The organism is Streptomyces sp. NBC_01439 (assembly GCF_036227605.1).
Taxonomy (GTDB): domain Bacteria; phylum Actinomycetota; class Actinomycetes; order Streptomycetales; family Streptomycetaceae; genus Streptomyces.
This window is the reverse complement of record NZ_CP109487.1, coordinates 3,522,481-3,535,861: the sequence shown is the minus strand read 5'-3', so window position 1 is coordinate 3,535,861 and position 13,381 is coordinate 3,522,481. Positions and strand designations below refer to the sequence as shown.

Annotated in this window: 10 protein-coding genes; 7 read left to right on the top strand and 3 right to left on the bottom strand. The window is 73.9% G+C overall.

The annotated features are described in order from the left end of the window. The first annotated feature begins 3 nt into the window (after nucleotides 1-3). The 5 genes from OG207_RS15210 to fxsT all read left to right on the top strand — a co-directional run bounded on the left by OG207_RS15210 (nucleotide 4) and on the right by fxsT (nucleotide 9,738). Nucleotides 4-3,336: an SAV_2336 N-terminal domain-related protein gene (locus OG207_RS15210; protein ID WP_329099076.1), complete on the top strand. Its 3,333-nt coding sequence runs from the start codon at nucleotides 4-6 to the stop codon at nucleotides 3,334-3,336. Nucleotides 3,337-3,464: 128 nt separating this feature from the next. Continuing rightward, nucleotides 3,465-3,659, top strand: a complete 195-nt coding sequence (gene fxsA / locus OG207_RS15205) for an FxSxx-COOH cyclophane-containing RiPP peptide (protein ID WP_327383312.1) — start codon at nucleotides 3,465-3,467, stop codon at nucleotides 3,657-3,659. A gap of 140 nt (nucleotides 3,660-3,799) precedes the next feature. Then, complete coding sequence (locus OG207_RS15200; protein ID WP_329099075.1) at nucleotides 3,800-5,398, top strand: FxsB family cyclophane-forming radical SAM/SPASM peptide maturase; 1,599 nt, start codon at nucleotides 3,800-3,802, stop codon at nucleotides 5,396-5,398. Further along, nucleotides 5,395-6,651 carry an aKG-HExxH-type peptide beta-hydroxylase gene (locus tag OG207_RS15195; protein WP_329099074.1) on the top strand — a complete coding sequence of 419 codons (1,257 nt, stop codon included), beginning with the start codon at nucleotides 5,395-5,397 and terminating at the stop codon, nucleotides 6,649-6,651. Before OG207_RS15200 ends, OG207_RS15195 begins: the two co-directional genes overlap by 4 nt. A gap of 63 nt (nucleotides 6,652-6,714) precedes the next feature. Further along, nucleotides 6,715-9,738 (top strand): FxSxx-COOH system tetratricopeptide repeat protein, encoded by a 3,024-nt coding sequence (gene fxsT, locus OG207_RS15190; RefSeq protein WP_329099073.1) that lies wholly within the window; start codon nucleotides 6,715-6,717, stop codon nucleotides 9,736-9,738. Nucleotides 9,739-10,248: 510 nt separating this feature from the next. Here fxsT and OG207_RS15185 read toward each other — a convergent pair. Together OG207_RS15185 and OG207_RS15180 are read right to left on the bottom strand one after the other, a co-directional pair. Next, nucleotides 10,249-10,458, bottom strand: coding sequence for a hypothetical protein (locus tag OG207_RS15185; RefSeq protein ID WP_329099072.1), 210 nt, complete (start codon nucleotides 10,456-10,458; stop codon nucleotides 10,249-10,251). Continuing rightward, the gene (locus OG207_RS15180; RefSeq protein WP_329099071.1) at nucleotides 10,451-10,705 is read right to left on the bottom strand and encodes a hypothetical protein; all 255 of its coding nucleotides are present in this window, start codon (nucleotides 10,703-10,705) and stop codon (nucleotides 10,451-10,453) included. The genes OG207_RS15185 and OG207_RS15180 overlap by 8 nt, the downstream gene beginning before the upstream one ends. 179 nt (nucleotides 10,706-10,884) lie before the next feature. Between OG207_RS15180 and OG207_RS15175 the strand changes: the two genes are divergently transcribed. After that, nucleotides 10,885-12,147 (top strand): helix-turn-helix domain-containing protein, encoded by a 1,263-nt coding sequence (locus OG207_RS15175; protein ID WP_329099070.1) that lies wholly within the window; start codon nucleotides 10,885-10,887, stop codon nucleotides 12,145-12,147. 11 nt (nucleotides 12,148-12,158) lie between these two features. After that, nucleotides 12,159-12,713, top strand: a complete 555-nt coding sequence (locus OG207_RS15170; RefSeq protein ID WP_329099069.1) for a GNAT family N-acetyltransferase — start codon at nucleotides 12,159-12,161, stop codon at nucleotides 12,711-12,713. A gap of 40 nt (nucleotides 12,714-12,753) precedes the next feature. On the opposite strand, the gene OG207_RS15165 is transcribed toward OG207_RS15170, so the two are convergent. Beyond that, complete coding sequence (locus OG207_RS15165; RefSeq protein WP_329099068.1) at nucleotides 12,754-12,963, bottom strand: hypothetical protein; 210 nt, start codon at nucleotides 12,961-12,963, stop codon at nucleotides 12,754-12,756. Nucleotides 12,964-13,381 lie beyond the last annotated feature (418 nt).

Genomic DNA, 13,381 nt, shown 5'->3' with positions numbered 1-13,381 from the left:
GCCGTGGCATCCGCCGGCGCACCCGGCGTCCGGGAACTGGCCGCGCTGTTGCTCGCGGCCGGGCTCGACCCGTCCGCCGGGGAACTCGCCGACGCCCTGTGGCTGGCCGGGCACATCGGCGGGCCCGGGCGGTCCGCCCCGGGCGGTCCGGGGCCGGGCGCCCCGGAGACCGCGCCCGAGGATCCGGGCGGGGAGCCCGCCGGACCCGTACGCACAGAAGTGGAGGTTGATGCTCCGGTCGGGCTCTACGCGCCCGGGGCGGCCCGGGCCGACGGCGCCGACGGGCAACGGCCGGAGGAGTCGCCCGAAGAGTACGGAGTGCCCGTACGGGTGCCCGGAGCCGCCGCGCTGCCCCGCATCCTGGACGTCCAGCGGGCCCTGCGGGCCCTCCAGCGACACCGCCCGCCCGGCCCGCCCACCCGGCTGGTGATCGACGAGGCGGCCACTGCCGAGGCCAGCGCCCGCGCCCTCGGACTGGTCATCCCGGTGCTCCGGCCGGAGAGCCGGCGCGAGGCGACCGTACGGCTGGTGATGGACGCGTCCCCGTCGATGGCCGTCTGGCAGGACATGTTCGAGGAACTGCGCTCCGTGTGCGAGCGGCTGGGTGCCTTCCGGGACGTTCAGGTGCACTACCTGCACCGCCTGGCCGACGGCACGGCCGCGCTCGGCCGCAGCCCCGCACCCGGCTGCGTACGCGCCTCCGGCCTGCGCTCCGGCGACCAGTTGCGGGACCCGACCGGCCGGGCCCTGACCATGCTGGTCTCCGACTGCGCCGGGCGGCTGTGGCGCGAGGGCACCGCGCAGCGGCTGCTGCACCGGTGGGCCGAGTGCACCCCGTGCATGGTCGTCCAGCCGCTGCCGCAGCGGTTGTGGGGGCGCAGTTGGCTGCCCACGGAGCGGGGCACGCTCACCCGGCCGGAGGGCGGCGGGCAGCAGCTCGCCTTCCGGCCCGACCGACCGCCGCTGCCCGGGCGGCCCACGGGCGGGCTGACGGTGCCCGTGCTGCCGCCGAGCGCGACCGCCCTCGGTGCGTGGGCCCGGCTGCTGGCCGGGCTCACGGCCGGGCCCGTACCGGCCGAGGTGGGCCGGGTACTGGCCGACCACCCGGCCGCGCCGCTGCCGCCGCCCCGCGCGGTGCGCCCGCCGCGCGAGCTCGTGGCACGGTTCCGGTCCTCGGCCGCACCCCAGGCCGTACAACTCGCGGTGTACCTGTCGGCGGCGCCGCTGACGCTGCCCGTGATGCGGCTGGTGCAACGCACGATGCTGCCGGACTCCGAGCCGTCCGACCTGGCGGAGGTGCTGCTGAGCGGGTTGCTGCGGCGCAGCGGTCCGGGGCCGGGGCACTGGTACGAGTTCGTCCCCGGGGTGCAGGACGTACTGCTGGGGCCGCTGGGGCGGGACGAAGCCGCGCTGGTGCTCAAGCACTGCTCGGAGTACGTGCTGGCGCACTTCGGCCGGGGCGTACGGAACTTTCCCGCGCTCGCGGTCTCCCAGCTGACCGGGACCCCGCCGGCGGTCGCCGACCCCGGACCCGAGGAGGACGAGCGGGCGCCGGAAGGGCGGCTCCCGCAGGCCTTCGCGCAGGTTTCGGCCAAAGTCGTACGGCGCTACCTGCCCGGGATGCCGCAGGAGGGCCCCCCGGTACGCCGGCCCCCCGCGGCCCCGGTACCCACCCGGGCCGGGGCGGTGCGCGCCGCCCGGGACCGGCTCGCGGACGCCGACGCCGATGCGGAGGGCGGCGCGCGGGCGCTGTACGAGGCCGTGGCGGTGCTCCGGCGGGCGGTGACGGCCCCGCCGGGGCCCGGCGATCCGCCGGAGGAGGCGGAGACCGAGCTGGCGGGGGCGCTGCTGCGGCTGTGGGCGGCCCAGCGGGACCCGGAGCTGCTGGCCGAGGCGGAACGGGCCGTGACCGGGCTGCGCACGGCGCGGGCGGGGGCGGTGCTCGGTCGGGTGCTGTACGAGCGGGCGCTGGCCGCCGGACCGGACGCGGAGCTGCTGGCGGCGGCGGACATGGAATTCGCGGCGGCCGGCGCCGCGGCCGACCCGGAACTACAGCGGGACTGCGCGGTGCGGCGGGCGGAGACCCTGATCCGGCTGAGCGGGCTGCGGGACGAGGCGGGCGCGCTCCGCGAGGCCCGGGCGTCCCTCGAACCCCTGGCGGGCCGGGCGCCGGGCGCGGACCCGGCCGCCGGTACGGACGGCGGCGGGGAGGGCACCGGCGCGGAGGGCGGCGGCGGGGAGGGCGGCGGCGGGCGGGAGGGCGGCCCGGCCCCGTACCCCGAGCTGCACCTGGCCCTGGGCCGCGTCCTGCTGGCCCTGCTGCCCCGCACCCCGGACCCGGCCGAGCGCACGGCCCTGGCCGAACAGGCCGCCGCCCGCCTGGCCACGGCCCTGCCCGCCCTGCCCGCCGCCGCCCCCGGCCGCACTGGTCACACCGGCCGCACGGGTCACACGGGCCACATCGGCCGCACCGGCCCGGGCACCGCACAGGTACGGGTGGAGCTCGCCGAGGCGCTGCGCCACCTCCCCGGCCGGCTGGAGGAAGCCGCGGGGCAGCTGGACGCAGCCCTGGCGGAGTCCGGCGGGGACCCGGAACTGCGGGTGGCCGCCCTGGTCTGCCTGGCGCGCGTGCACCGGGAGCGGTACGCGCGGGACGCCGACCCGACGGCGCTGGAGGACGCGGCCGAAGCGTACGGCCGGGCCCGGCGGCTGATCCCCCGCGACGCGGAGGCCTTCGGGGAACTGCTGCCCGAATGGGGCGACGTACTCCTGGACCGGGCCCGGGCCACCGACGGGCGGCGGTTCACCGGGGCCGCCGTACGCGTCCTGCGCGAGAGCCGGTCCGCGGTCCCGCAGTCCGACCCCGGCGCGGCCCACCGGCTGCTGCGGCTGGCCACCGGGCTCCGGCTGCGGCACACGTACGAGGGCGACCCGGTGGACCTGCGGGAGGCCGAGTACCTACTGGAGCTGGCCGTCCGGCACAGCCGCAACCCGCTGGAACAGGCCCGTATCTGGCGGGACCACGGCGACGTCCAGCAGGAGATCCACGGCCACACCCGGGCGCTGGAGCGCCTCGACCGGGCGGCGGACTCCTACCGGCGGGCCTGGCGGGCCGCCCTCGAGGCCGACGTGGAGGACCGCGCGGACACCGCCGTCCAGCTGGCCGCCCGCGTACAGCAGTTGCGCGGGGACGTGCTGGAACGCATGGCCCGGCCCCGCGCGGCCCTGGACGCGTACCGCTCGGCACTGGAGCTCTGGACGCGGACCCGCGAGGGTGCCGCGGGGCGCTCGGAGGCGGTCCGCGTGCGGATCCTGGCCCTGGAGGCCGGGTTCTGACGCCCGCACCGGGGGCGCGGTCCGGACCAGGGCCGCTGTTTCCACGGCCCGGCCGACGGGAAAAGGAAGCCGATGGGAAAAGGAAGTGGACCATCCGGTGTGCGACGCGACAGGGGGCCCGGCGGCACATGGTGACGAAGCAGCAGGAAGTGGCGGCGGCGACCCCGGAATGCCCGGGGCGGCTGCCGGATCTCTCCGGGCTGGATCTGGCGGCGCTGCGCGGGATCGACCATCCCGTGCTGGCCGGGGTGATCGAGGGCATGGTCGAGCGGGTGACCCATCCCGCGGAGATCCTCAACGCCTTCGACTCCAGCGTGGCCTGAACGCACCATGCCTGATCCGTCCTACCTTGAAACCGAGTTGACCACTTTCCGCCGTTAGCCGGGACCGTCCCCAGGGCAGGGATGGACCGTCCGCCGGGGTGTCCCCGGGCGGTTCTTTGTCGGGGGAGGGAGGTGCGGCGATGCGGCGAGCGGTCACGAGCGGAACCCCGCTGCCCCCACCCGGCGCCCCCGACCCGACGGTGTCTTCTGCCCCAGCACCGCACACCGACCTCACCGTGCTCCCTGACCAGGCTCCGCCTCCCGCCCCGCACGCCGACGCGCCTCCCACCCCGTACGCAGAAGCGTGTTCCGCTCCGCGCATCGAAGCGCGGCCTGCTGTGCACGCCGACGCGCCTCCCGCCCCGCGCGGCGACGCGGTGCCCGCCGCGCACGGCGACGCCGCGGTGGTCGCCCAGTGGCTGCGGCACGCCCGGTACGCGCCCTGGCCCTACACCCGGCTCGACGTGGCCGCCGCGCGGGCCGCCGGCCACCGGCCCCACCCGATACGCCAGTTCGTCCTCAAGACCCGCAGCCGCTGCAACCTCGCCTGCACCTACTGCTACGTCTACGAGATGGCCGACCAGGGCTGGCGCGACCAGCCGTCCGCCATGACCCCCGCCACCACCGCCCGCGCCGCACAGCGGATCGCCGAGCACGCCGCCGCCCACGACCTGCCCCGGATCGACCTCGTCCTGCACGGCGGCGAACCGCTGCTCACCACCCCCGCCCGGCTGGCCGAGCCCGTCGACGCCGTCCGGGCCGCCGTGGCCGGGGCCGCCCCGCGCACCCGGGTCACCGCCACCGTCCAGACCAACGGCACCCTGCTCACCCGCGGCCGCCTCGCCGCCCTGGCCGCCGCCGGGATCCGCGTCGGCGTCAGCCTCGACGGCGGCCTGCCCGTGCACAACACCCGCCGGGTGGACCGCGCAGGACGGCCCGGCTTCGCGTCCGCCGCCCGCGGCCTGCGGCTGCTGGCCCGCCATCCGCAGAGCTACGCCGGGGTGCTCTGCGTCGTCGATCTCGACCACGACCCGGTGGAGACCTACGAGTCCTTGCTCGCCTTCGCCCCGCCCAGCATCGGGCTGCTCCTGCCGCTCGCGAACTGGAGCGCCCCGCCGCCCGGCCACCACCCGGACCGGACCCCGTACGCGGACTGGCTCCTCGCCGTCTTCGAGCGCTGGTGGCACGACGGCGTACGGCGCACCCGGATCCGGCTCTTCGAGGAGATCATCGCCCTGTTGCTCGGCCTGCCCACCACCACCGAGACCCTCGGGCTCACGCCCGCCGCCACCGCCGTGATCGAGACCGACGGCTCCATCGAACAGGCCGACTCACTGAAATCCGCGTACGAGGGGGCCGCCGCGACCGGGATGACCCTCGACACCCACAGCTTCGACCAGCTCCTCGACCACCCCGGACTCGCCGCCCGCCAGCTCGGCCTGGACGCGCTGGCCGCCCGGTGCCGCGCCTGCGAGCTGGTCGACGTGTGCGGCGGAGGGCACTACCCGCACCGTTACCGTGCCGGCGAGGGCTTCCGCCAGCCGTCCGTGTACTGCACCGACCTCCAGCCGCTGATCCGGCACATCGCCGCCGCCGTCCAACGGGCCGCGCAGAACGCCCGTGCCGCGCAGAGCGCCGGGGCCCCGCAGGCCGTCCGGGCCCCGCAGAGCGCCCGGACCGCCGCCGATCCCCCCGCGACCCCATCCCCCGCCGTCCATCCCCCGGCGGTCGCCCCATGACCGACGCCCTCACCGCCTTCACCGTCTCCTCGCCCACCCTGCGCGCCCTCGCCTCCACCGAACCCTCCATGGAGGGCACCCGCCTGGTCCGCGACGTACGCCGCTCCAAACGCCTGCTCCTGCTGCGGGCGGTCCTCGACGCCGCCCCCGGCGGCCGGTCCGGGGAGACCGCCGACCACTGGGCCCTCCTGGAAGAGGCCGAGCGCCGTGACGCGGGCGCCGTGCGCGACGTACTGCACTACCCGGCCACCGGGGTGTGGGCCGAGGAGACCCTGCGCCGGCTGCACGCCCCGTGCGGCCCGCCGCCCGACCTCGGACACCTCGGGGCCCTCGCCGTCGCCGCCGCCCTGCGCGCCGGGATCCCCTTCAGCCACACCCTGCGGCCCCTGCACGGCCGGCTCGTGCTGCCCACCCTCGGGCTGCTGCGCCCGGACCGCCCCGGCCCGCTCGCCCTCACCGAACGCTCCTGGGACCCCGACGATCCGGCCACCGTGCCCCTGCACGCCCTGCCCGGCGGCCGGACCGCCCTCGACGACCTCGACCCCTACCGGGCGCCCGGCCCCGCGCAGCCGGCCCCGGTCCGCCCCGCCCGCCGGCTCACCCCCAAGGGCCACAAGCGGTGGGACACCCAGTGGTCCGGCGCGCTCGCGCTGCTCCAGCGCTACGACACGATCCGCGCCGAGGAAACCGTCCAACTGCTGCGCTCCGTCGTACCGCTGGCCGGCGGCTCCCGCTCCAGCGGTGCCACCCTCCCCGCGGCCGCCGGCTCCGTACTCGCCCGCGCCCAGGCCCCGCCCGCGCTCGCCGCGACCCTCGTCCACGAGGTCCAGCACGGCAAACTGACCGCCCTCACCGACGTCCTGATCCTGCACACCGCCGACCACACGCCCCGCCACTGGGCCCCCTGGCGCAGCGACCCCCGCCCCCTGGAGGGCCTGCTGCACGGCGCCTACGCCCACCTTGCCCTCGCCGGGTACTGGCAGCGCGCCGCCCTCTACGGGGCCCGCGGCGCCTGGGCCCAGCACGCCCGGATCCGCGCGCAGGTGGCCGCCGTTCTGCCGGCCCTGCGGGCGCACGAGCGACTGACCACCGCGGGACGGGAGTTCACCGATGCGATGGGGGTCGCCGAACGCGCCATGGACGACCTGCCGCCGCCCGGCGACCAGCACACCGCGGCCCGCCGGGCCGTCGACCGCGAACGCCGCGCCTGGTGCGAGGCGCACCCCGAACTCGCGCCGTTCGCAGACGGCTGACGGACCGTCCGCTGCGGTACCTTTCAAGCCCGTCCACCGCCCGGATTCCAGGGAGACGGCCCGATGACCACCGGTAGTCGCCAGGACCGTGAACCGGCGGCGCAGCAGCCGCCCCAGCCGCCCCAACCGCAGCGATTCGTCATCAGCTTCGCGGGGTTCAACCGCCCCTGGGCGGTGTGGATCGCGCACCGCCTGGAGGAGCACGGCCACCGCGTCGCCCTCCAGCGCTGGGACCCGCAGAGCAGCCCCGGCATCGACCAGGCCCTCGACGACCTGGCCCGCTCCGGCAGCCGGGTCCTCCTCGTCCTCAGCGAGCGCTACTTCTCCGCCGGCACCCACACCGACGAGCAGTGGAACACCGCCCTGCGCGCCGTCACCGACCGCCATCCCGACCGGTTCGCGGCGGTCTGCCTCACCGATGCGCCGCTGCCCAGCGCCGTCGCCGTACTGGAGAAGACCGACCTGTGGGGCCTGGACGCGTACGAGGCCGAGTACCGCGTGCTGCGCCGCCTGGAGCTGCCCACCGACCGGATCGGCACCGAGACCGGCCGCCGCGGCCCCCGCTTCCCCAACGACCCGCCGGAGATCTGGGGCCGCGTCCCGCGTCGCAACCCGCGCTTCACCGGCCGCAACGACGTCATCGGCACCTTGCGCGAGGCGCTGACCGAAGCCCCGCCCGGAGCGTCCACCGTCACCCTCCTCGGGCTCTCGGGCGTCGGCAAGACCCAGGTCGCCACCGAGTACGCCTACCGCTTCGCCTCCGAGTACGACGTGGTGTGGTGGGTCCCCGCCGAGGACCGGCCCACCCTGCGCGAACGCCTGGCCGACCTGGCTCCCGCGCTCGGGCTGCCGCGCGGCGCGGGCAGCTACGGCGAGCAGATCCGGGCCGTCCTCGAAGCGCTGCGGCGCGGGAACCCGTACGGCCGTTGGCTCATGGTCTTCGACGGCTGCGACAACCCCGACGACCTGATCGACCTGCTGCCCTCCGGCGCGGGCGATGTGATCATCACCTCGCGCAACCGCGAGTGGGCCGCCCGGCACACCAGCCTGGTCGAGGTCCCCCTCTACGCCCGCCCCGAGTCGATCACCTTCATCCGCCGCCGGGCCCTGCGCCTGACCGCCGACGAGGCCGACCAGCTCGCCGAGGCCCTGGAGGACTACCCGCTCGCCCTCGATCAGACCGCCGGCTGGCTCGCCGACTCCCCGCTGCCGGTCGGCGACTACCTCGTCCTGCTCCAGCACCGGATGGACTCCCGCGACGCCGTCACGGTCTCCGAGGACTACCCCCTGCCCTTCCCGACCGCCCTCGCCATACTGCTCAACAACGTCCGGGAGAACTTCCCCGACGCCCTCGCCCTGCTCCGGCTGTTCGTCTTCTTCGCCCCCGGCCCGGTGCCGCTGCGCCTGCTGCGCGAATTCCCCGCCGACGACGTGCCCGAACAGCTGGCCGGGCTGATCAACGACCAGATCCGGTGGAACGCCGCCCTCAACAAACTCGTCCAGTTCTCCGTCGTCCGGCTGGAGTACTCCGACCTGGCCGTGGAGGAGGGCGGCGGCGGGCTGGAGACCGTACAACTGCACCGCATGGTCCACGGCATCGTCCGCGAGGACCTCTCCGAGGAGGAGGCCGAGCCCCTGGCCCGCGCCGTCCGTCAGGTCCTCGCCGCGGCCGACCCGGGCCGACCCTCCGACTCGCGCCTGTGGCCCCGGTACGCCGAACTCATCCCGCACCTGGCCACCTCGGGCGTGCTCACCAGCAGCAACCCGCGCATCCAGAACTTCCTGCTGCACTGCCTGCGCTACCTGATCCTCGCCGGGGAGTACCGCACGTGCCTGCGGCTCTCCGAGGAGACCGACCTGATCTGGCGGGCCCTGCTCGGCGAGGACCACCCCAAGGTCCGCGAACTCAGCTACCACTACGGCGGAGCGCTGCGCAACCTCGGCCTGTTCCGGCGCGCCGAGACCCTCACCCGTGCCCGCGCCGCCCAACTCACCGAGGAACGTGGCGACCGCGACCTGGAAACCCTGCGCGCCACCAGCTCGTACGGCGGGGTCCTGCTGTGCATCGCCCGCTTCGAACCGGCCCGGGAGATCTTCGAGCACTGCCTGGCCACCTACCGCGAACTGCTCGGCGAGGACGACTCCACCACCCTCGCCGCCCAGAACAACCTCGCCGCCACCTACCGCCTGCTCGGCCGCTACCAGGACGCCTACGACCTCGACCTGGACACCCTGCGCCGCCGCGAACGGGTCCTGAGGACCCACCACATCTCCACCCTGTCCTCCGGGATCGCCTGCGCCATGGGACTGCGGCTGATGGGCCGCTACCACGAGGCACAGACCCGGCAGGAACAGGGCGTGAAGATCAACACCCAGGTGCTGGGCCTGGAACACCCGCAGACCCTGCGCGCCGAGCACAACCTCGGGATGTGCCTGCGCCGCTCCGGGGACATCCCCGGCGCGGGCCTGCGCCTGCGGACCGTGTGGGAGCGGGCCACCCGGGTCTTCGGCGTCGACTACCCGTGGACCCTGATGGTCGCCTCCGACTACGCCACCTACCTCAGGGAGTACGGGGACATCGGAGAGGCCCGCCGGATCTCCGAGGACGTGGTCCGCGGCTACCAGTCCCAGCTCGGCCTCGCCCACCCGTACAGCATCGGCACGGTCGGCAACCTCGGCCTCGTCCTGCGGGCCCAGGGCGAACGCACGGCGGCCCTCTCCCTCGCCGAACAGGCACTGGTGGGCATGCGGGGAGCCCTCGGCGACCGGCACCCCTGGACCTTGGGCTGCGCCCTGAACGCCACCGGGCACCGCAACATCACCGGGCGGCTGGAGGACGCGCTGGACCTGAGCCGCGACACGCTGCGCACGGCCGAGCGGGTCCTGGGCCCGGACCACCCGATGGTGCTGAGCGCCCAGATCGCCCTGGCGGCGGACCTCCGGTCGGTACGGGAGTACGAGGAGGCGGCGAAATACGAGGACGCCGGCATCAAGGGCCTCACCCGCACCCTGGGCCCGCAACACGTCCACACGATCTCGGCGAAACAACAGACCAGGCCGTACTGGGACTTCGAGCCACAGCCGTAGGGCCGGGGGGCGGGCCATGCCGGGCGGGCTCGGGCTGGCTCGGACGGTGGCGGATGTCCAGAGTCGGGGCCGACTGGAAGGGCCGGCTTCGGTGAGCGGGAGCCACTTGATCGGCATCAGGGATGCGTACGGGGTTTCCCGTCAGTCTCATCGTCTCTCCGGTTCGTGCCGGTCCCTCAAGGGCGCTCGTTCCTCGCGTCGCTCCGCGATGGCCTCCGGCCACCCTTGACCGACCGTCCCGCCCCGGAACGTCGAAGACTGCCGGGAAGCCCCCGAAGGAACGGGCCGGGGGATGAGAGGCCAGGACGGGCCGGTCGGGGATGCCCGACCCGGTCGGGCGTAGGCGCCCGTTTCCGAGGCGGGGCCCACAGGACCGGCCTTCCGTGTCGCGGGAGCGCCTCAGATCGCTACGCGCTCCTCACCTATGGGCGTCTCCCGCCCGTCTCGGGCCGGGCAGGGGCCGCCCGAGATCTGTGCGGGCTTCTCGTTGACGGTGTCCGGAGGGGGTGGTCATTCGGCTGGTTCGACGTTGCTGGCCTCGGTGGTGAACTCGCGGTCTGAGGCGGCTCGGATGTAGGCGAGTTCCGTCCAGTGCGGGTGGTCGGAGTCCGACACGTTCTCGTTGATCGCGGCCATCAGTACTCCTTCGGTGCCGGACGCGCCATCGCGTACGCGGTGGCGCAGCAGGTGGTGGGGGAGGTATTCGTACCGTTCAGTCATCGGACGGCTCCGGGAGGGAGGCGACGAAACGCTCCCAGCCGACCCGAGCGCGGTCGAGGAGTTCCTGACTGGGCCCGGGCCGCTGGCTCGGCCGCGGGCCGGCAGGGCACAGGGCGCACTCGCAACTCGGGAATACGAGGGGGTGCACGGGCGGGCTGTCGCGCACTGTGGGGGCTACGACCACATGGGCGCGTTCGCGGACGATCCGTCCCGTCTGGGTGTTGACGTCATACACGCGAATGGTCATGGACATACGTACTCCTGCAGCTCAAGGGCGTTGCGAATTCGGCATGTCACCAGTGCATCGTCTGAGGGGGCGCCACGGGCTGCCGGGCACCGGACGTTTCGGCGGACGTTTTCCGGCCCGTATCTGGAGCCAGGTCACTACGGTGAAGGCATGAGTCCGGGGCCGAAGGGGCGAAGCGCATGGCTGGGCAGGTGACGGGCGGGCTGGCACGGTTACGGCAGGCCGCTGGCTACACACAGGAGTCATTCGTCGAGGCGTTCCGGCAGGAAGCCGTCCGCCTCGGCGTTGCCGCAGCGGTGAGCGTCCGGCAACTGCGGCGATGGGAGCGCGAGACACCCCCGCCGCTCCCTCATCCAGGGCAGCAGGCCGTGCTCGAGGCACTCTTCGGCGTGCCGCTCACCGAGATGGGGTTCGACACCCCTGCACATCGAGTGTCGGTCGCCGTGCCGATCAGCGACGCTGAAGGAGTGAAACGGAGAACCTTCGTCGCAGACGCGGGAGCTCTCGCCGCTGCGGCCCTGCTCCCGCCGGCAGCAGGGCCCCGCATCGGTACGGCCGATCTCGGCCGGCTGAGAGAACGGCTGGACGGTCTTTATCAGACGGACCACACCGCGGGAAGCGTTCCTGCGGGGGCCGAGGCCGGAGGCATCGAGCAAGAGATCACACGCGCCCTCGGGAGCGCCTCGTACACGTCGCGTGTCGGTCGGGAGCTACAGACGATGCTCGCAGAGCTGTACGGGCATCGTGCCTGGTACGGCTACGACGGGGGACGCTTCGCTGAAGGCCGTTCCGCCTGCATGGAAGCCCTTGCCGCGGCCCAGTTCGTCGACAGCCCATTGCTACAAGTATCGGTGCTGGAGACTCTGGTACTCCTCGCGGTCAAGGCGAACCGGTCGTGGGAAGCGGCGAGCGCAGTCGAGAACGCCTACCGTCTCGCGAGCCGAGCGGGTGCCGGCCCGACGGTTCACCTTGTGATTGCCCTTCGAGATGCCAACGTCGCCACGCATGCCGGGGATCTGTCGGGCGCGCGTCGCGCCCTGACCCGGGCGGTCACCTACCAGGGGCGCGCGACCTCCGATCCGGAAGTACCGAACTGGGCCCGGTTCGTGGGGCCCTTCGAGGTCGACTACGCGACGGCGGACATGTACGTGCGTGCTGCGCAACCCAAGCGCGCAGTTCCGTTCCTGCGCGCGGCTCTGAGCAGCATGGGTGGTGGATTGGCCAGGAACAGTGCCTCGTACCGCGTCAGGCTCGCTGATGTGCTTCTGGCCACTGGGGAGGTCGACGAGGCGTGCGCCGAAGTGAACGGAGTGCTCGACACCTTGGGTGGCATCGCTTCACCCCGTCTGACGGGCAAGGTGCGTGACTTCAAGCGGGCGGCCGGGGTAGTCGACAGCCCAACTGCCCGCGCGTGCGTGGCGCGCATTCACGAGACCGTATGAGAGGACGTCCCATGACTCAGGCTGGGGGAGCGTCGGTCGAGCAGCTCGGTGGGTCGGCTGCCGCGGAGGCCGAGAGTGCCTTCCGGCTCGTCTACGCCGAGGCGTTCGCCGAGGCGCCGTACCACGAGGGGGAGAGCGACGTTGCGGCCGCGTTTCGCCGATTTCGGTCGCAGACCCGTAAGCCCGGCTTTCGGAGCGCCTTGGCACGCAGCTCGGACGGTCAACCCACAGGCATCGCGTACGGCCACCCGCTCGGGCCGCAGACGGGCTGGTGGGATCAGTTGACCGAGCCCGTGCCCGAGGAGATGCGGAGAGAGGACGGTCAGCGGACCTTCGGTCTGATGGAACTCGCCGTGCGCGCAGCGTGGCGCGGGCAAGGCATCGCAGGACGCCTACACGGCATCCTGCTCGACGGAGTCGAGGCCGAGCGGGTCCTGCTCAACGTTCACCCGGAAAGCACGGCGGCCGTCGCTGCCTATCGGGCATGGGGCTACCGGAAGGTCGGTGAAGCGCGTCCGTGGAGCGGCGCGGACCTGCACGACGTGATGTTGCTGGACCTCCGCTGAAGGAACGGGCCGGGTGTTCGTCGGCGTCCGGAGGGGGTGGTCATTCGGCTGGTTCGATGTTGCTGGCCTCGGTGGTGAACTCGCGGTCTGAGGCGGCTCGGATGTAGGCGAGTTCCGTCCAGTGCGGGTGGTCGGAGTCCGACACGTTCTCGTTGATCGCGGCCATCAGTACTCCTTCGGTGCCGGACGCGCCATCGCGTACGCGGTGGCGCAGCAGGTGGTGGGGGAGGTATTCGTACCGTTCAGTCATCGGACGGCTCCGGGAGGGAGGCGACGAAACGCTCCCAGCCGACCCGAGCGCGGTCGAGGAGTTCCTGACTGGGCCCGGGCGTCGAGAGTCGATGGGGCGCTTCGGCATGGCCTCATGGCCTCCATGTCGGTGTCCTTCCAGAGGGTCCGTCGGCTGGTTACGGTTCAGCCTGGACGTCCTCCAGGGATGCGGAATGTCCGCCCGTTGTACTTCCGTTTGCTGTGTGTCCCGATGCGTGTCCGTGCCGTGCTGGGCTACGAGTACACCTGCCACCAGCTGATCAGAGCTTGTGGCCCTCCGGGAGTCGGTCGGGCACACGCTCTTCGCCGGTGAGGCGGGCGCAGGGATGTCCGGCGCATCCAACGGGGCGGCGTGCCGCGTCTGCGGTACCGGGGACGAGGGGGACGCGGGATAATCA

What these genes read in the sequence shown, in the direction of transcription:
- OG207_RS15185 (WP_329099072.1), bottom strand. Translation starts at nt 10,458, where the DNA reads ATGACTGAACGGTACGAATACCTCCCCCACCACCTGCTGCGCCACCGC.
- OG207_RS15200 (WP_329099075.1), top strand. Translation starts at nt 3,800, where the DNA reads ATGCGGCGAGCGGTCACGAGCGGAACCCCGCTGCCCCCACCCGGCGCC.
- OG207_RS15165 (WP_329099068.1), bottom strand. Translation starts at nt 12,963, where the DNA reads ATGACTGAACGGTACGAATACCTCCCCCACCACCTGCTGCGCCACCGC.
- OG207_RS15195 (WP_329099074.1), top strand. Translation starts at nt 5,395, where the DNA reads ATGACCGACGCCCTCACCGCCTTCACCGTCTCCTCGCCCACCCTGCGC.
- OG207_RS15170 (WP_329099069.1), top strand. Translation starts at nt 12,159, where the DNA reads ATGACTCAGGCTGGGGGAGCGTCGGTCGAGCAGCTCGGTGGGTCGGCT.
- OG207_RS15175 (WP_329099070.1), top strand. Translation starts at nt 10,885, where the DNA reads ATGGCTGGGCAGGTGACGGGCGGGCTGGCACGGTTACGGCAGGCCGCT.
- fxsT (WP_329099073.1), top strand. Translation starts at nt 6,715, where the DNA reads ATGACCACCGGTAGTCGCCAGGACCGTGAACCGGCGGCGCAGCAGCCG.
- fxsA (WP_327383312.1), top strand. Translation starts at nt 3,465, where the DNA reads ATGGTGACGAAGCAGCAGGAAGTGGCGGCGGCGACCCCGGAATGCCCG.
- OG207_RS15180 (WP_329099071.1), bottom strand. Translation starts at nt 10,705, where the DNA reads ATGACCATTCGCGTGTATGACGTCAACACCCAGACGGGACGGATCGTC.